Raw genomic sequence first — 18,715 nt, 5'->3', positions numbered from 1 at the left:
GTACAGTTGTTTATATGGTTCCAAGAGCGTAAATTTGCAGAAAATAAGAATTTTATAATGAACAAGTTATCCCGATACCGTAAGCTTCGTTATAATCAACTATTTGAGTCAGAGAATCGTGAATTGCGTTTGAATGAAATGGGCAATCCTCTTGAAGTGTTGTCTCAGTATGTTGATTTTGAGATCTTTCGTCCTACTCTTGAATCAGCCCTTTTTACCGGAGAGCGCAAAAGTAATGCCGGTCGTCCGCCGATAGACTGTGTGCTGATGTTCAAGGTCTTGTTTCTTCAGCGTTATTATGGTTTGAGTGACCATCAGATAGAGTATCAGATAGTTGACCGTACGAGTTTCCGCAAGTTTCTTGGTATTGAATGTGTTGACGATGTTCCTGACGAGAAGACGGTGTGGAAGTATCGCGAACTCCTGACAAATACAGGCGTTTATGACAAGCTTTTTTCGGAATTTCATAGTTTCATGGAAAGTAAGGGTCTGCAATTCAATGAGGGACGCATCATTGATGCCAGTTTTGTTATTGCCCCTCGCCAACGTAACACCCGTGATGAAAATGAGCAGATAAAACAGGGAGCGGGTAATAAGTTGTGGAATGACAATCCCCACAAGAAGTGCCACAAGGATGTAGATGCCCGCTGGACAAAGAAGCGTGATGAGACTTTTTACGGCTACAAGCAGCATACTAAAGATGAGAAACGCAATAAGATCATACTTTCTTATGATACCACGTCGGCAGAAGTGCATGATTCCAAAGGCTTTGAAGGACTGCTGGATGAAAAAGACGCAGGCAAGGACTTGTATTTGGACGCCGGTTATGTCGGACAAGAGGAGATTGTAAAACAGCATAAGATGAATCCGATAATTTGCGAAAAGGGCTACCGTAACCGTCCGCTTACCAAGGAGCAGAAATCAGACAATAGGAAAAAATCCAAGACACGTTGCCTTGTCGAGCATGTATTCGGGTTTGAGGAACAAACCATGCGTGGACTTGTGGTGCGTACAGTAGGGCTTATTCGTGCTAAAGCCAATGTAGCACTCACCAGTCTTGTGTATAACATCAGTCGTTACACGCAAATAATCAGGCTGAAACCTGAGTTGTTGGGGTGAATTATGCCTGCACATCCAATTTTTACAACAAACACAAGTTAATTATTGTAAAAATTGGGGGGGGTAGAAAATATTCGCTAAATTTGAAAGACTAAAGCTCACAAATTGGGCAGTTAAAGAGTTCTGCTGTCTGATACAAGAGGATAAATTGAATTGATAGAACTCACCTTAAATTTGTTAGAATATAATAATTAAATAGCAATTAAAAAACAATTAATTCAATAAACCTTAAAAATTAATCGGTATTATTGGCAATTTGCCGTGCAATGTATCGGAGTACTATCTTATCTACGTTAATTGTCCCTGCATCGATACGTAAATCCAAGTATTGCTCTCCTTTCTGTAATTCTATTTTTTCCAGACGGATGGTTTGCCAGTCGGCGTTCGCTCCATCCACTTTTACTTCTCCTGTGAGGTTGTTTCCGTTGGCACAGATATGGAAGCGGGCTTCTTTTCCGTTGACAGAAGCTACAAAACAATCTAAATAATATTGACCTGCTTGCTCTACATGGATGGTGTAACGTGCCCATTCGCCTTTTTGCATTCCATCAAGGCATGTAATGCCGTTTTGGGTAGAAATGTCCATCAGTTTGTCTGCAGGACGATACGTGTGTTTATTTTCGGTTTGGGTGTTGGAGTGTTTGAAATATGCATAGTGGTAACCACCTTCGTTGTAGTGCTCTGCTTCAAGGATTTGCCCGTTTGCCGATGGTATAATTGACAAGGGAATGCCTTTGTAGGGAATACCAAAGTTCTGTACGATTTTCAGTGTTCCGTCTTCATTATATTCTATTTCATCCACACAGACGGAACGCAGATTACCACGTCCGGAATAGTTGCCTGTATGGTAGAAAGCATACCATTTTCCTTTGAACTCTACGATGGAACCGTGGTTGGTTTCCACGCCTGTGGGATACATATAAATGCCCATATCTTTCCATGGGCCGAGGGGAGTGTCTGAAATGGCATATTTCATCCGATTGCCATCGTGATGATTGTTGTTATCCGAGTGTGAAAGGTAATATTTTCCTTTGTATTTGTGAATCCAAGTTGCTTCGTGAAAGTCACCCAAGCCTGTCATCTCCACCATTTCTCCATCTAACCGTGTCCAGTCGTTACGCTGTAGTTTGCCTCCAAAACATCGATGAGAGCCACCGCCTACATAGATATAAGGTTGCCCGTCATCATCTACGAATATACAAGGATCTATCAACGAGGGAGTTCCTTTTATATAGCCTTGCAACTTAAAATCACGGTCAGGATAATGGCTGGTGGCTACCCCCACACGCCAGATATGCGTTTTACCATCAGCAGCATATTCCGGGTGCGGAAAGTAGAAATAGTAAGTTTGGTTTGCCGGATTGTAGGCGCAATCAGGTGCCCACATGAATCCTTCGATGCCCCAACCACCCTCACGACGGACATCGTCAGCATTGAGTATCTCTCCATGGTCGGTCCAGTTCACCATGTCGTCAGTGGAAAATACGTGATAACAATCCATGCGGTCACATCCACGTGCAGGTTCCATATCGTGCGAGGCATAGACGTAAAGCCGTTCTTTCCCATCTACAGTCCATACATGAGCCGAAGGATCGGCGGTATAGAGATGCCCGATGGAATCAATACCGTACATCGGTGAACTGAAGTCAACAAAGAGCGGGTTGCCCATTTTCTTTGTGACGGGATAAATCAACTTGTTTTGTGGTGTAGATGTCTTTTGAGCGGTTACTATAGTAGTGCTAAAAGTGACACCTAATGACAATAATAACATCATTCTTTTCATGGTACTTTCTTTTGTTTAATTAATATGAAGCAAAAGTAGTATGCGGCAGTTAATAAGGAAGAAATGAATGAATTAATTGCAACTTAATTTTTACTTAATATGGGAGTAATTCATTATGTAACAGAGGCACATCTCCTTTTTCAAGAAATGTGCCTCTGTACAAAGTATAACTTTTGTTGGTTTATAGATCTGCAAATTCAACCTTGTATTTTTCACCCATCGACTCGTGATACTCTTTACAGAAGCGGTCGTAAACATTGCGGGCAATACCTTTTTTACCTTGTGCGGAAAGGACGGCGCATTTAGCGGTGAGTGCTTCTTCGTTCAATGGATCGTGCAGGAACATGATGTCGGCCAAGCGGAGAACTATTTCTTGACGACCGTGCTGAAGTTCCAGTTCCAGCAGATTACGCAGCAAGTCAATGGCATTGCTGGAATAGGCATCTTTGAAGTTGTCCAACCAATTGAGAATTGTATTGGGGAGCAACGGACCGTAAAGCAGCAATTCCAAAATACGGTTGAGTAGCTCTTCATCTTCCTGTCCGTGGAAGTCACGGATGCAGGCAAGGGTGGTATGATAGTCGCAGAACACGTCTTCTCCCCAACGGATATGCAGGAAATTGTTTTCGGTGATGATTTCCACATCGCCTATGCTTTCCAACAGGATGCGGAGTTTGCGCAAAGTAACGTTACGGTTGTTGCGGGCGGCCGTTTCTTCCTTGTCAGGCCAGAGTATTTCGGTCGCTTTGGAGGCAAGAATGCCTTGCGAATATTTTTCAGAATACAGGACTAACAGGATAAGCAGCTGTTTAAGGCGGGGGGTAAAGTTAGCAGTAATGTCGCAGCCTTTCTTGTCTCGTACATTAAAACACCCCAGCAATGAAATGGCTCCTTGGCTGCGGTCATAGTAATTCGTAGTCGGTTCGACCGTTTGTGCTGGTAGAACTGTTTCTTTTTCTTGTATTGATTGAACGATGGAGTCCAACGATGGCATATCCCCTAGTTGCTCTTCTTGGTCGGATTCGCAGGAATGAAGGGTGCTTGTTGTTTCTTCTGTCACAGCCACAGCTTCTTCATTCTGTTGGGGAATATTCTTATTCTCTTTTTCTGATTTACGGCGTAAGTAGAAAATAGCCCCTGTCAGCAACAATACTATTAAAACCGAGTAAATGTAAATGTGTTGAAAACTGCCAGAGGTTTCATTAGGAGTCGCCTGGCGAATGTCAGCTTCGTCCAACAAAGGCATATTGATGGAATAAATAAAAAGCATATGTGAACGGTCATTCTGTATTTTGTCCATGACAAGAAAGAATTTGCTGTGTGCAGGTGAAGCATATAAACTGAAATCCATGTCTTGATAACCTGTTAGGTTTTTTATGGGCTTGGATACTTCGGAACAGATAGAATCTTTAATAGAGACTTTCCATAATGTACCTCCTTTTTCCAAGGAAACTGCATAGAAGGAACTGTCTGCCGGATTAAAGTACATGGAAGAGGCCATGATAGTATTCTCTTGAGCTTGCAGACGTTTCCATACCAAACGTGACTCTTTAGTTCGCAGGTTTAATGCACATAGTCCGTAGAAGTATTCGGAGGTTAGTTCCTGTTTGCCATATTTATTGCCACGCCCGCCGAAAATATACAGTTCATCACCCACCACGGCCATTGCCGATGAAAAGCGAGGATAGAACGGACGTTCGTATTCCACTTGTTCAACTCTTTCGGAGCCGGATTTCATGCGGAAAAGGTCACTGCGGTATTGGTAGAAACCATAGCCACCAAAAAAGTAGAAAGAGGAGTCTGCCGGATTGAATGTACGTGCATGATTGCTGTATCGCGGCTCGTCAGTGCACGGCTCCTGATTGCTCCACATTCCTATACTGAATGAGAACGAAGATTTTTTTCCTTGCCGTAGCGAATAGGAAACCAACTCGTTTCTCAATGTGTCATATACAATGTGGTTGGAATAGTTAATGGCAGGATAACCTCCATTTATGGAAATTTCCCTTTGGACAATGCCGTTTTCATCCAATTCTTTTATTTTTCGTTCATCCACCAAAAAAAATCGAGCTTCGCGAGCATCGAAAGCTACATTTAGTTTTCCGAAAATGTGTGTCTGGTAAATGGGCTTCCATTCGATATGATTGTCTATCAACCAAAAAGGGAATTGTGCACGGGCTATGGCTCCTATCTGTTCATCATAGCAAAGGTCATCGTTATGTTTTTGCAGTTTCCATTCACGGGTATGTTTGCCATCTTGTGATATACGAATGTTCTTAATGTTGACGGGAGCCACATCTGCTTGATAGCCTTCCATCCTTCCGAAGAGTGCCATTACATTTTCTAATCTTTGTAGCGGGATCGTGGCGGAAGTATGTGTACCGTCATAAATAACTTCTACTATGTTATCTTTTCGCCGTAGTTGCACAGATACATCAATCCAGCGTTCACGTTCAATGGGATGGTCTATATGATTAATACCGTCATTGAGTACTAATGCCGGTTGGTGTTCTCCTTCACCACCAATGAGGGATAAGTGGATAATCTGTCCGTTATTGAGTCGCAGATGGAGGATAGAACCATAATCAGGTTCGTTTGAACGAATATACATCTGAAAAGAGATGGAAAATTCTTGTTGCACTATAAAAGGATGATTGTCATCCAGAAAAAGGCAAGTCCGTTCAGGTCCTCCTACAGAGTGCGAACGCAAATAAAGCCCGTAATCGCATGACGATGATGCTTTTACTTTGCCACCAAGGATAATCCCGGCAATAAGGCTGAATGTGAAAAACAGATATTTCATGGTATTATTTGCAATCAAGATTAAAATCAGTGCAAAAATACAAAAAAATGTAGATATTTCAAGTCGTTAAGTGTATAAATAATATTGAGATAAATTGTTCTTTAAGAATGTATGAAAGCACTTTTTATATGAAAAAACAGCTTGTATTCTGTGGACAAATACAAGCTGTATGACAATTATCCTGATAAACAATCTTTTTCTGATATTAACCTAATTTTAGCCAGGACTCTCCTATTAAAAAGGTCTGTCGTCTTCCTGATTTATATTGAGATTTCTTTTTACCTGTCATTTTTAATTGGACACCATGAAAACAATATTAGTTGTTGTTTGCCGAAGGCGGCACGTTGTCTGCATTGATACCCCATGCCTTGTTCGGATGATTCCCCATGACGAGTACAAGTTTACCGCCCTCTTTTAAGTCATCGTGACTGAACCAAGGTTTGTTCCATTCTTTCCCGTTCATCGTGGCTGATTGGATATATTTGTTCTCGTCAGATGCTCCTTGTGCTTCGATTTCAAATACTTTGCCGTTGCTCAGTGTAATTTGGGCGCGGGTGAAAAGTGGACTACCTATGTTATAGGCTGGGAAACCAGGGGTGACGGGATAGAATCCCAAGGAAGAGAAGACAACGAACGATGTCATGCCACCGCCGTCTTCATCGCCAGGAATGCCCATCAAATCGTTTCGGAACCAAGTACGAAGCATTTGGCGGATGCGTTTCTGTGTCTTCCAAGGTTGTCCGGCATAGTTATAGAGATAGGGAACGTGCAATGAGGGTTCGTTAGCCATGGAGAACTGTCCTACATTGCCGGTGTGGTCGGGAAGTTGGGCATAAAATTCATACTTGCTACGTCCTAACGGTTCACGGAACATCTGGTCGAGGTTGGCTATAAACGCTTCATTACCGCCCATGAGGTTGATGAGGTCGGCAATGTTATGTGGAACATCCCAGCGATACACCCAACCGTTATTTTCACCGTAATATTCACGGGCGCCCATTCCACCGGGGAATCGATAGTCAAAAGGTTCTATCCAGCGACCATCCTTATCTTTGGGATGGAAAAAGGATGTCGTGGGATTGAAGAGATTGCGGTAGTTGTAGGAACATTGTAGGTAATGTGCGGCTTCTTCTGCCTTGCCCAGTGCCGTGGCAATGCGTGACAAACACCACTGGTCGTAGCTGGTGCCTAGTGTGACGGCTACGGGTTGACGTTTTTCGAAAGGATGCACATTGGGGTCTGTTTCCGATTCATCCGGACGAAGGGCAGGAATATAGCCGTGGTCGCGGTAGAAAGTGTCAATCCATCCGGCTGGTTTACCCGACCAAGGTGCAAGTGTTTTTTCTTCCATACCTCGGCGACAAGCTTCATAGGCTTTGACAGTATCCACATGAAGCCCTTTTACCAGTGCATCAGCCACTGTGGCTACAGCATGGTTAGAGTTCATGCGCCGCGTATCACCCGTAGTTTCAGGGAAAGTAGGCATCCATAGGTTGCCCATTTGTTCAGCCATACGCAGGTAAGAATCTATAATATTTTCTTCTTTCTGTCGGTCGATAAGTACACGTAAGGGATGGGCGGCACGGTAAGTGTCCCAAATCCAATCATCAGTATAAAAAGGTGTACCGTTGTCATTGTGTACTTGTCCGTCGAAAGCACTGAAGTAACGTCCATCCTCGCTCATGCAGACTGGGCGCTCAAAGGTGCGGTAGAAAGAAGAATAGAAAATAGTCCTCTCGTCTTCTGTACCACCTTCTACCTGAATGCGTTCCAACGTTTCGTTCCAAATGTCCCGTCCGGTTTGGGCAAGTTTTTCGAGGTTGTACTCTTTTTGTTCACGACGCAGGTTCTTTTCAGCCTGTTCCTCACTGATGAAGGAAATACCATAACGCAGGTTGACGGTGTAAGTGCCTTCGGCAAAACGCCATGCGGCACAGACGTTTGTTCCTTCTGCCAGATCTTTACTTCCATCGATGACACCGTTTTCCACGACACCTGCCTCTATGGCTTCTTCTTGTGGTTCGATATATAAGTAGATATTTGTATTGTTGCTTAACTGTTGCTGCCCGCAAATAAAGTTATGTCCGACACGGATGGCTCCGTTACGTGAGTTGACTATTACATAAGCGGGTTTGTCTGGTTCGAAGGTAATCCGATATTGGGCTGATTGGTGTGAGAGGGCGTATTCAGCTTTTATGCGGTTGTCATCCAGTTCTACGCTATAACTGTAGGGAGTCAGGCGTTCATTATCATACGTATATGCCATGACGGGGCGCAGGCTGTCTCCTTGATAAGGACTTAGATTGAATGCCGAGCGTTCGCGATGGTTGGTGACGATAATGGGCAGACCATTCAGTAGTTCGGATGTATAGTCTGCGCGTTCGGGATAAACTCGCAGCATACTGTTAGGTAACTGAATGGTTGGAAATGTTGGAACAAGCAAGTGGCTGATATTCCCTATGTAGGGATCCACGTAGTCTATTGGTGCTTTGTCCGGCATGTCTTGTTGTACTCCGCATGCCCCCAATGTACAAGCAATTGCTACGGAAAGTGTTAAATGTGTTATTTTCATGATTCTGTTATTTGTTTTTTCTGCTGCAAAGATAATTCTGTATGATTGTTTTTCTGCTTAAATTCAGATTAACCATGAATTAAAATTCGATTAATTGCAGTATATTCTGTGTATTGTTACTTTTTTTGTCTGTATTGAGATAGAAAAACAATTAGAAACGGCATCGAGAAATCTTTTTAAATGCAAGCACGGATTATGCAATTCTTCAAAAGAAAAATGTGCATAATCCGTGTGTGTTCTATAGCTATGATTTTTTGTGTGGCAGATACGCAGTTATTGTTATTCTACGGTATTAGTTGATATACATTTGCGTTGTGCTACTTCTTGAATATTACCATTCCCATCGTAGAAGAGGCGGTCTGCGCATATAGAGCGCAAATTACCTTGTCCTGAAAGGAACTGATTGTGGTAGAAGGCAAACCATTGGCCTTTGTACTCGACGATGGAGCCGTGACTGGTGTCGCATCCCGTAGGTTGGAGGTAGATGCCTTTGTAAGTCCAAGGACCTAGCGGAGAATCACTAATGGCATAGTTCAGGCGATTGGCACCTCGTCCAGTTTTATCTACATGATTATCAGCATACGAGAGATAGTATTTCCCGTTGTATTTATGTACCCAGGCGGCTTCATGGAAGTCGGTCAGTCCTTCCATCGGGCGCAGAGGTTCTGCCAATTCTGTCATGTTATCTTTCAACGGAGCACCTACCAGACGGCCTCCACCTCCGTAATAGAAATAAGCTTGTCCGTCATCATCCATAAAAACACAGGGGTCTATCATGGCGAAACAGTCATCTTCCATGCCCTTCATTTCGAGGTAGGTATCCAGTACGGTGAAATTCGCAGCAGGTTCCTGACTGGTAGCGATACCTACACGCCAAGTGTTGTTCCAGTCATCACCGCTGGGATGGGGAAAGTAGAAGTAATATGTGCCGTTCTTGTAAGCGCAGTCGGGTGCCCACATGAATCCTCCATCCTGACGTCCCCAAGACACTTGCGAGGAGTTGAGGATTTCGCCATGGTCAGTCCAATGTACCATATCATCGGTGGAGAAAACGTGGTAACGATCCATCAAGTCGCAACCTCGTGGAGGATTCACGTCATGTGAGGCATAGATGTAGAGTCGTCCGTCTTCCCATACATGTGCCGAAGGATCGGCAGTGTAGATGTGAGTGATAAACGGGTTGGGGGCGAGCGAGTCAATGCCGCTCTCTGTTGTTTGTGCTGATTTGCCGGAGGAGTGGCAAGCCGTCAGAGTGGTTGCTAAGGCAATATAGCCGAAAATGGATTTCAAAGGTTTCATAATTGTTCTTTCTATTTTAATGAATTACTTGTTTTCAATTGATTCGTGTGGGCATCTCTTCGCTTAACGGGATTTCCCGCCGTAGCATCTGCGCCGCCTGACCTACCAGCCAAAGGTAGTGGTCACTGCCTATCCCTTCCTCAAGGGGAACGAACGTACTACCAGGATGTGGAGTCGGTACATGGCGGGCACATTTAAAGATGGCTGTTCCTTCGTCAATTTCATCAAACATGGCGACATAGAGCATTTCTGCTCCCAAACCGATGGCACCGGAAAGTTGCTGCCAAAGAAATACTCCTTTATTACGGTGAATCTGCTTGCTTTGTTCGTTTCCAGGCATATTGCGCCATGAGAAGCCGGGAAAGCAGAGGGGAGCATAGTCCACGCCATTATCCTTACACCAGCTGATATTGCGTTTTATTAGGTTACGATGAGCAGGATATCCCGTTTCGTCATAACGTGCCACAAACCAAGGCATAACGATGTCACATTGACGGATGAGGTCGTGCAGGCGTGGATCTTCCAATGTATCATCAGTCAGTTCTTGCCAGTAGGTAGGAACCCCCAGCATGATACTAAAACCTTGTGCTTTTAGTTCTTGGATGATGGTTTCCGCTTCGTTAAAACCATAACGTCGATTGTCATCAAAGCCAACTCCCCAAATACTTACCAATGGTTTGCCGTTATGATAGAGGTAAGAAGGGTTCTTTCGATGGTCTTTCAGTGCGTGACGTTCGGACAATTCTGTTATATCCTTTAATACAATTTGTTCGTCTCCCGGCTTCATGCCGCTTAGGTCGTACATTACGCAGATGGCACGTTCATATTTATTGGCGGCGCGCATGGCGGAGTCCAGTACTTTGTTGAAGTGTGCCAGTCCGCTTTTACCTGCTATTTCGGCAACGAAGCGTTGCATGAACACACCGTCCAATCCGTATTCCTTCATCCAGCGGAAGTGGGTATCGACGGTCGATTCGTCGTAAGAAGAAAAGACACGGGCAGGCGTTCCGTCATCAAAGCGGAATTCCGTTTCGTAGGTCTTTTCATATTCTGACACGTCGGGCCAAAAGTCGATGGTGCACGAGCCGGGGCGAAAGCCTTTCGGACCAGTATAATGATGCCATTGACGGTTGGCTCCGTCGCTGGGGGCGTTGAACCAGCCCTGATAACCGGCCATGACCAATCCTTTGTAAGAATTATACATCTGGGGAGCATCCGACACAGCACGTTCGACTACATACTGTTGCCCTGCTGTCGTTTCAAGGTCATATTCATAGACTTGATAGAGTTTAGGATGTTGCGGTTTTAGTCCAGGTGCTACCAGTGGTTCTTTGATGTCGGCTGATTGCATCAAGGGGTTGGTACTTTCACCTTTGGCTGGTTTTAGCCCGTTCCCTTGTAACGGTGTGTAAGAACGTAAACGTAATGGACCGCCAATGCGTGAGTTGATAACGGCTCGTGATAGTTCACCATCGTTCCATTTTATCTCAACTTCGAAGGCTCCACGTGCCATCAATCCTGTCACACATCCTGTGGGCCATGCATCAGGCAGGGCAGGTAGCAGATGCAGGGCACCGTCGTGGCTTTGTAACAGCATTTCGGCTATTCCGGCAGTAAAACCGAAGTTTCCGTCGATTTGAAAAGGTGGGTGTGCATCGAATAGGTTCGGATAGGTACGTCCGTCAGTATTGTCTTTCTCCACCAGATTCAGCATGTTTGTAATGATACGGTAGGCATGATTTCCGTCCAGTAACCGTGCCCAAAAGTTGATTTTCCAACCAATAGACCATCCAGTAGCCATGTCGCCCCGATAAAGTAGCGAACGTTTGGCTGCTTGGAAAAGTTGCGGATGAGTATAAGGAGAAATTTGGTTACTTGGATAGAGCCCGTAGAGGTGGGAAACATGTCGATGTTCGTTTTTAGGGTCATCTACATCAGCAAGCCATTCTTGAAGTTGGTTGTGGTGGCCAATTTGCATGGGGGGCAAACGGTCGATGGTATGGCGCAGGCTATCCATATATGATTTCTTTTCCGGATGTAACAATTCAGTGGCTTGCATAACAGATGTCAATGCATCAAATACAATCTGGTTATCCATTGTGCATCCGGCTGTAATTGTAGTACCTGTGCCTGCCGGGCCATGTTCGGGCGACATGGAAGGAGCACAGACTAACCAACCGTAACGAGGATCTTCCACTAAGAAGTCAAGATAGAAATCAGCCACACCTTTCAGTGCCGGATAAACTTCGGCAAGGAATGCACGGTTTCCAGTATAGAGGTAATGTTGCCATAGATGTTGACTCAACCAAGCTCCTCCTAATGGCCAAACGTAAAGTGCTGCATCCACCGGACCTGCCATACGCCAAATGTCTGTATTGTGGTGTACGACCCAACCGTTACAATTGTAGAGTGTGCGGGCTGTACTTCGGGCAGATTCGGAAAGTTCTTTCACCATTTGGAACAATGGTTGGTGCATTTCTGATAGGTTGGTTACTTCAGCAGGCCAATAGTTCATTTCTGTATTGATGTTGATGGTATATTTGCCATCCCATGGGGCACGCAGGCTTTCATTCCATATACCTTGCAATCCGCCCGGCTGTCCACCCGGTTGCGATGAACAGATAAGCAGGTAGCGTCCGAATTGGAACATTAGCGCAGCCAGTCCGGGGTCGTTCCCTTCACGGAAATGCTTTATGCGTAACGGAGTTTCTTCTTCGGATGAAATACCTAAGTTAAGGGTCACGCGATTGAAGTAGTGTTGATAAGCGCTCTTATGTGCAGTCAGTTCCTGTTTGTAGGGAACATAGAGCGCTTGTTTCATGAAGTTGGTGGCGCGTCGTGATTCATCGCCGCTTACATCATGATAGTTTACGAAGTTGGTGGCTGCTGTCACATAGATAGTTGCAGCATCAGCTCCTTTAACTTCCAGTTTGTCGTCACTCAAAACACTTCGACCTTTTTCAGTCTTTACCTGCGTATGTGTTTCGAAGCGGACAACTCCAGGTATTCCTTCATGATCGGAACCCTGTCCGCCTAATACCAAACTTTTGCCTTTACGTTTTACTAAAGCATTTTGGTGAGGAGTGCTATAATGCGCCGTAAAACTAACGGAACCTGGACGGTCAGCTTCTATGCGTATAACGATGGCATTGTTTGCAAAAGACGTGAAAGATGTCCGGGTATAGGTCACATCATTCACTTTGTAAGTCACGATGGAAACAGCATTTTCTAACTGAAGTTCCCGGCGGTAGTCCGTATAGTTTTCTTGTCCGGCAAATTCTAACCGTAGGCTTCCAATGGTTTGATACGGCATTCCGTGTTGTCCGGTGAAAAAGTTTGCTTTTAGTAATTCTTCCGCTTGTTTCTCTTTTCCGGCGAAGATCAATTGTCGTACTTCGGGCAGTACGGTTAATGCTTTTTCGCTGTTGTTATGATGCGGTCCTCCGCCCCATAGGGTCTCTTCGTTCAACTGTATTTCTTCGGAAGTGACCCCACCATAAATCATTGCACCTAATTTAGAATTGCCTAATGGAAGGGCTTCCGTCCAAGTGGTGGCAGGACGGCTATACCACAACTTCAAGCCATCGGCTTGAAGTGTGGAAATAACAGTGAACAGTATAAATATAATTAAGAAAGGTATTCTTTTCATGTTATTACAATTAGTGATAATCGAATGTCACACTCTTGCTTATTTAACCTCTGGATTTACAAACCCTGCTTTCAACATTGTTAGGAATTCCTTTTGGTTATCACATTTGAAATAAGCGGTAAATTCATTGTTATGATAATCACCATCGCCCACTTTCAGCACCAGTTTGTTCCAACCTTGCAACAAGGGAAGTTCCTTGTAGATTACCTCGTTACGTCCATTGTGTGAAACGATGTCATACGCTTTGTCGTTGATAAGCAACTGACGTTGCTTGGCTTTGACGAAGAGCGAGAGCTTCGGCATATTGGGCTCTATCAGAAGATCATCCAATGGACGGGGACTGAATACGTAGAGTTCTAATATCCATTGGTCACCTTCTTTCACCATCTTGTTTCGGGTATCAACAGGGAAATTCATTTGTTCGTCGCGCAGAAAAAAGACTTCATCAATATTGGTTTCCGGTTTTTGATAGGGGATGCCGGCATTGGTCAGAATAACGGCCAGTGTATTGTAGCCTTTTTCGGAGTTGGCGAATTCGGTCAACGTGCTAACGTAAAAAGCGGAATTGCCGCGCTGGCACTTCACAAAGACCGGTGTCGCTGCGGTACATTCATTCTCGCTGCGGAGTGTTCCGGCTGTCTTGATTTCCTCGGCACGTTTGTTCCAACGGCGCCAGTCGGTCTTACATGCATTGAGCAGTACATCTCCTTCTTCTACGAATGCATTTTTTAGGGAGTACTGGGAAGCATTGGCTTTCTGAAGCTCGCAGAAGTAGAAGTCAGAGTTGTTCAGTCCACGCATCCATGATTTCTGTACAGGTAAGAAAGAAGACCGTTCCAATTCGTCCAAGGCGATAGGAAGAGGTAATAGTTCGTTGTAGCTTTCTACCGTAGTCGGTACGAGTCCCCAAATCCACACGTCAGCACCTTTGGCAGTTTGTTTCTTTATCTCTTTCTTTATGTTTTCGTCCAGTATGCGATTACCATCTATAATGTAAAGTGCCTTGGTGGGATTGTTTATTTTAGTTGTAAACTTCACACCTTGTGCATCCAGCAATTGCTTTACGCGGCTTGTATGTTCTCCTATGAAAATGACTTCCTGATATTGTTTGGCTGGTGCTATCGTTTTTGGGGCTTCATATAGTTTTTTATCTACTGTAGCATATTCACAGTATGCCGGACCTGCAGGTGCATTAGCAGCACGCATGGCAGCATATAAAGGCCACTCTTCAAAGAGAGGCAGACTGGGATCATAACCAGGGTTGAAAGTGGTACAATAAGGACCTACTCGTTCAGGTTGTATGCCCGGTACGCCTTCTTTATAATCGGTAAAGAAGATGCCATCTTCCAGAGTGGGTGCTGTTCCTATATTGCGTTTGCCCAAAGGGAGAGGTTTCAATGCATACCATACCATATTGAATACAGTGCTGTAAGAAGCGCCCATACGACGTTGATTGGCAATCAAGTCATAACATTCATTGGCTAAACCTTCCATACGTCCTTCTTGCGATTCGTAGGCACGCTCACCATTGTATTTTGACACCTGTTCGGGTGTGCCGTAATAAGCCATGCTATGTTCTCCTATGCCCCAAGGTTTACCGATTTCTATCCAATGTTTCATGGAATTCATGTCACCATAATGTCCTACTGTAACAGGCAAAATGCCATCACCGTCATCTTCTCCATCGGATGAAATCCAAGGACGAGTCGGGTCATATTGACGGACGATGTCGCGCCATTCTTTCCATGCTTTCATTTGCATTGGCATCAATTCGGGTTTGTTATATACGTGCAGGATGACCGGTTTATTTTCGTTACTGATACTCCAGCCAAAAACAGAAGGATGATTGCGGTCACGCAAGACGAAACGCTTCAAATGTTCTTTGGAAGTATCCCAAAAACGGTCGGAATCAAGTTTGGGTCCACCATCACTAGCCCAATTAGCAGTTTCATTCAATACACAGATACCCATTTCATCGGCCATGTCCAAATAAAAACGGGGATAGACTTGTGCATGAGGACGCACTGCATTACCGTTCATACCTTTGATGGCAGTGAACCATGCCCAAGCATAACGGCGTGTTAACTGTGGAACACCCATGAAGTGCCAAGAGTCGCTGCGCAATGCGTATGGCTTTCCATTCAGGCATTGTGTGGTACCTTGTAATGTCCATTCTCGCCACCCAAAACGTTCAAATTTTAAATCCAGTATCTGTCTCTTATCTTTGATTGAAAGCAGCAAAGCATAGAGGTTGGGATGTTCCGGAGTCCAATATGCCAATACATTGTCGTTGACAGGTACTTGTAGTATTACCTTTTGTGACGTTCCGGCTGCTATAGATACTTTGATTGGGGCAACTTGCAGTGCTTCCGTTCCTAATGTCCAAGCTGGTACGGGAGCCGAATTAATATCTGTCCCCGCCTGATTGATCCATTCACGGATGTTACCTTGCAATTGCAGGTCTGTTTTTCGGTCCGTGTGGTTTTGTACTGTTACTTCCACTTCCAATTTGTTCTGTGAAACGAGTGGTTTTACATATACATCTTCTATATGTATTTTAGGAAGAGCTAACAGATATACATCTTGCCAAATACCGTTGATGTGATATCCCCACATGGAACCTGCAGGCACGATACGGCGGCCTATAGTACTATTATCTTCAAACAACTGCTGGCTGCGCACACCTACCAAAACTTCTGCAGTTTGTCCTGGCTGAACCTTGTCAGTAATGTCGAGGCAGAACGGAAGGAAGAGATCGAAGTTTTCACCCACTTTCTCCTTATTAACATATATTTCGGTGAAGCCAGCTACAGCCTCAAAATATAACTTGATTTGTTCTCCTGCCCAGTCTGCCGGAATTGTGATGTTTTTTTTCATCCATGCCATCTTTACCTGTTCCCATTCTTTGGGATAGGAGGGATAGTTACGGTGATCGGGACCTTCAAGGTCACGGTATGCAAAGGAATTGATGTTCCAAGGTGAAGGTATTTTGATACGGGTTGTACTCCATGTACATCCTTCTGCCGGGAGAGGCAATTCGGGTGCTTTCCCTTTTCCTTGTTCGTATTCTTTAGGTAGTGTTATCGGCAAAAAGTCCCAATAACCATTTAGGCAAATCTCTTTTCGATACTCTTTTTCAGTTTTGTTCACTAAGCCTTCAGAGGGGGCATATGTGTAAGGATAGACCACTTTTTCGTTGTTTGCTCCTTTTGGCATTTGTGCATACGTTTTTGTAGGCTGCATAGTAAAACTTGCCAAAAGGCTGCATAATAAAATAAACCTTTTCTTCATATTCGTTAATTTTTTAGTGAGTTTTCTAGTATTTCGTTTCGAGGACAAAGTAAGGGAGAAGATATTAAAAAGAAAGATGAGAAAGACTTAATTTAGAATTAAAATGCAATTAATTCAGAAGAAGATTATGGTCGATTCCGTTCTTGAATGCTTTCAGGTTAAGGAGCATCCTCTTTTCCAACGATTTGTTGCCAAAGTGTTTCCCAAGACAAGAGTTTTTGAGTAGGGAAGTGACCACCTTATTGGTATCATCCGTTGTTACATAAATAATGCTAGTATAAGGTACACCGCTGTATTCCCCCTGACTTATTTGGTGTCAATATTGAAGAGGGAAAGTTGAACAGTAATTCCCCGAATTTCTGGAAGAAGCACCCGATACCTTGTCATATATGATAAGTTTCCCAATACTCGCCTCCGAATTGGATGTATACCTTTCAGCCTATCTGGCTCTCCACTAACTCTCCACTAACATTGTCAATCTAAAACGTTCCATGATGTATCTTTTGATGACAGCTACCATAAATACCTATAGTCTTTCGATGTCTGGCAATCATTAGTTTTTCCAAATTCCCTTTGCCTTTCAGTTCTCCGAGTTTATGTATATGGTGCATAACCAGATTGTTCGTAGCACCCGTATAACTCACTTTTCCGAGCTTTTTGTCTGTCTATAAGACTGATGCTGCTGACGCTGAGCATTGAATTTGGGCATCTGTCAATTGACCGGTCATAGAAAGACTTTTTCTTTTGACCTCTTCATGCTAGAAGACATTCCCTGTTTTATTTCTTATTGAAATTCAATAGTTTACAGTATTTTTTTTAACAGGTAACGATTTAGAAACGAGCGAAGTTCTCAAATTCGTTATGTTTTGCATTAGATTAAAAGAACACTTTATATAAATATAAAGTTACAATTTATATTCTAAAACCAATGCAAATATAGATATTGGATATTTTTTGCTGTAATCAAAGAATCAATCAAAAAATAGTCTTTCTGTTTAATAAAGGATAGATCTTACAAATATGATTATGATAATAACCAGACGGGAATAACTATAACCATCACCATTGTATCAATCTCTATTTTTCTTCTTAGAGCATTGAGATTTCGTTTTAATGCCCAAAGACTACCTGCCAATGAATAATTGTTGTAATTTTGCAGAAAACATAGATTATGAATGCATTGAATTCTTATATACCACAAAAATTACCGATTATAGCCTTAATCTGCACATTGTTTGTTACCTATCCGAATGTGGTGTGGATTCCATGGAATTTGGCACGGATGAATGCCGGTGAAAGCTTTGGATTTTGGGTATTCTTTGTCTTCCGCATGATTTATTTCTACGGCTTGTTTTACTTTCAGTTGAGATATAACGTGCGCAAGATTGGCAATATGTCGTTTATGGCACGTTTCGGGAGGAACTTTATTTATACACTTGTCGGATGTGCCGCATTTGTCGGACTGTCATACGGCTTGCCGCTGCTGGGTATTCAAACCGGATATGTGGGGAACATTCTTCTGTTCCAGTTCTTTGTGATGTGCCTGCTTTGCACGTTCATCGGGTACATTTCAGTGCTGTACGACAGCCAGCGGGAGAAGGAACAGGAGATAGAGCGACTCCGCTTTGAGAATCTGCAAAGCCGTTGCGATGCCCTAGCCAACCAGATTAATCCGCATTTTTTTTTCAATTCGCTCAACGGAATATCCTCGTTGATAAGAAGAGAAAATAATGACAATACCTTGCTTTATGTAACGAGGTTGTCAGACATTTTCCGATATATTCTGCAAAGCGACAAGAAAGGGATTGTATCATTGGGTGAAGAACTGATGTTCATCCGCTCTTTCATGCACGTTATGGAAGTAAGGTTTGAAGGTAAACTGACCTGTTCGATTGAAGTTCCAGAACAAGACTACGGCCTGATGTTGCCTGTACTATCGCTACTGCCGCTTCTGGAAAACGTAACCGTACACAATCAAATAGACAGCGACCACCGGATGAACATCTCTATCCGGATGAACGGTGACGAACTGGAAATATCCAATCCGGTATATCCCAAACTCGCCCCGCCCGACACGAACGGTATCGGGTTGCAGAACCTGCGCAACCGTTTCGGTCTGATGATGAAGAGAGAAATTCGTGTAGAAACAGACGGTGACACATTTAACGTATATCTCCCATTAAGGTAATAGAAGAAACT

9 protein-coding genes are annotated in these 18,715 nt (G+C 43.7%); 2 read left to right on the top strand and 7 right to left on the bottom strand.

Annotation, left to right across the window (positions count from 1 at the left end):
- Window positions 1-57 precede the first annotated feature (57 nt).
- Window positions 58-1,119 carry an IS5-like element IS1169 family transposase gene (locus tag HUX74_RS17810; RefSeq protein WP_174647131.1) on the top strand — a complete coding sequence of 354 codons (1,062 nt, stop codon included), beginning with the start codon at window positions 58-60 and terminating at the stop codon, window positions 1,117-1,119.
- Window positions 1,120-1,354: 235 nt separating this feature from the next.
- Here the strand turns inward: HUX74_RS17810 and HUX74_RS17805 are convergent, their stop codons facing one another.
- The 7 genes from HUX74_RS17805 to HUX74_RS21085 all read right to left on the bottom strand — a co-directional run bounded on the left by HUX74_RS17805 (window position 1,355) and on the right by HUX74_RS21085 (window position 17,127).
- Window positions 1,355-2,902 (bottom strand): family 43 glycosylhydrolase, encoded by a 1,548-nt coding sequence (locus HUX74_RS17805; RefSeq protein WP_174647130.1) that lies wholly within the window; start codon window positions 2,900-2,902, stop codon window positions 1,355-1,357.
- 181 nt (window positions 2,903-3,083) lie between these two features.
- The gene (locus HUX74_RS17800) at window positions 3,084-5,705 is read right to left on the bottom strand and encodes a BTAD domain-containing putative transcriptional regulator (protein WP_174647129.1); all 2,622 of its coding nucleotides are present in this window, start codon (window positions 5,703-5,705) and stop codon (window positions 3,084-3,086) included.
- 316 nt (window positions 5,706-6,021) lie between these two features.
- Complete coding sequence (locus HUX74_RS17795) at window positions 6,022-8,277, bottom strand: GH92 family glycosyl hydrolase (protein WP_174647128.1); 2,256 nt, start codon at window positions 8,275-8,277, stop codon at window positions 6,022-6,024.
- Window positions 8,278-8,556: 279 nt separating this feature from the next.
- Window positions 8,557-9,576 carry a family 43 glycosylhydrolase gene (locus tag HUX74_RS17790; RefSeq protein WP_174647127.1) on the bottom strand — a complete coding sequence of 340 codons (1,020 nt, stop codon included), beginning with the start codon at window positions 9,574-9,576 and terminating at the stop codon, window positions 8,557-8,559.
- 34 nt (window positions 9,577-9,610) lie between these two features.
- On the bottom strand, window positions 9,611-13,225 hold the full coding sequence (locus tag HUX74_RS17780) for a glycoside hydrolase N-terminal domain-containing protein (RefSeq protein ID WP_371808734.1): 3,615 nt from the start codon (window positions 13,223-13,225) through the stop codon (window positions 9,611-9,613).
- 39 nt (window positions 13,226-13,264) lie between these two features.
- Window positions 13,265-16,516, bottom strand: a complete 3,252-nt coding sequence (locus HUX74_RS17775; protein WP_174647126.1) for a glycoside hydrolase family 2 protein — start codon at window positions 16,514-16,516, stop codon at window positions 13,265-13,267.
- A gap of 479 nt (window positions 16,517-16,995) precedes the next feature.
- Window positions 16,996-17,127, bottom strand: coding sequence for a hypothetical protein (locus tag HUX74_RS21085; protein ID WP_371808750.1), 132 nt, complete (start codon window positions 17,125-17,127; stop codon window positions 16,996-16,998).
- A gap of 560 nt (window positions 17,128-17,687) precedes the next feature.
- Here HUX74_RS21085 and HUX74_RS17770 point away from each other — a divergent pair.
- Window positions 17,688-18,704: a sensor histidine kinase gene (locus HUX74_RS17770; protein ID WP_174647125.1), complete on the top strand. Its 1,017-nt coding sequence runs from the start codon at window positions 17,688-17,690 to the stop codon at window positions 18,702-18,704.
- Window positions 18,705-18,715 lie beyond the last annotated feature (11 nt).

This window comes from Bacteroides sp. Marseille-P8574 (assembly GCF_902825465.1).
Classification (GTDB): Bacteria; Bacteroidota; Bacteroidia; order Bacteroidales; family Bacteroidaceae; genus Bacteroides; species Bacteroides uniformis.
The sequence above is the reverse complement of the archived record's forward strand: the minus strand, read 5'-3'. Positions and strand labels throughout refer to the sequence as shown.

Excerpts from the sequence above, each read along its gene's own strand:
- HUX74_RS17780 (WP_371808734.1), bottom strand. The coding sequence starts at position 13,225 with ATGAAAAGAATACCTTTCTTAATTATATTTATACTGTTCACTGTTATT.
- HUX74_RS17800 (WP_174647129.1), bottom strand. The coding sequence starts at position 5,705 with ATGAAATATCTGTTTTTCACATTCAGCCTTATTGCCGGGATTATCCTT.
- HUX74_RS17770 (WP_174647125.1), top strand. The coding sequence starts at position 17,688 with ATGAATGCATTGAATTCTTATATACCACAAAAATTACCGATTATAGCC.
- HUX74_RS17775 (WP_174647126.1), bottom strand. The coding sequence starts at position 16,516 with ATGAAGAAAAGGTTTATTTTATTATGCAGCCTTTTGGCAAGTTTTACT.
- HUX74_RS21085 (WP_371808750.1), bottom strand. The coding sequence starts at position 17,127 with ATGCACCATATACATAAACTCGGAGAACTGAAAGGCAAAGGGAATTTG.
- HUX74_RS17790 (WP_174647127.1), bottom strand. The coding sequence starts at position 9,576 with ATGAAACCTTTGAAATCCATTTTCGGCTATATTGCCTTAGCAACCACT.
- HUX74_RS17810 (WP_174647131.1), top strand. The coding sequence starts at position 58 with ATGAACAAGTTATCCCGATACCGTAAGCTTCGTTATAATCAACTATTT.
- HUX74_RS17805 (WP_174647130.1), bottom strand. The coding sequence starts at position 2,902 with ATGAAAAGAATGATGTTATTATTGTCATTAGGTGTCACTTTTAGCACT.
- HUX74_RS17795 (WP_174647128.1), bottom strand. The coding sequence starts at position 8,277 with ATGAAAATAACACATTTAACACTTTCCGTAGCAATTGCTTGTACATTG.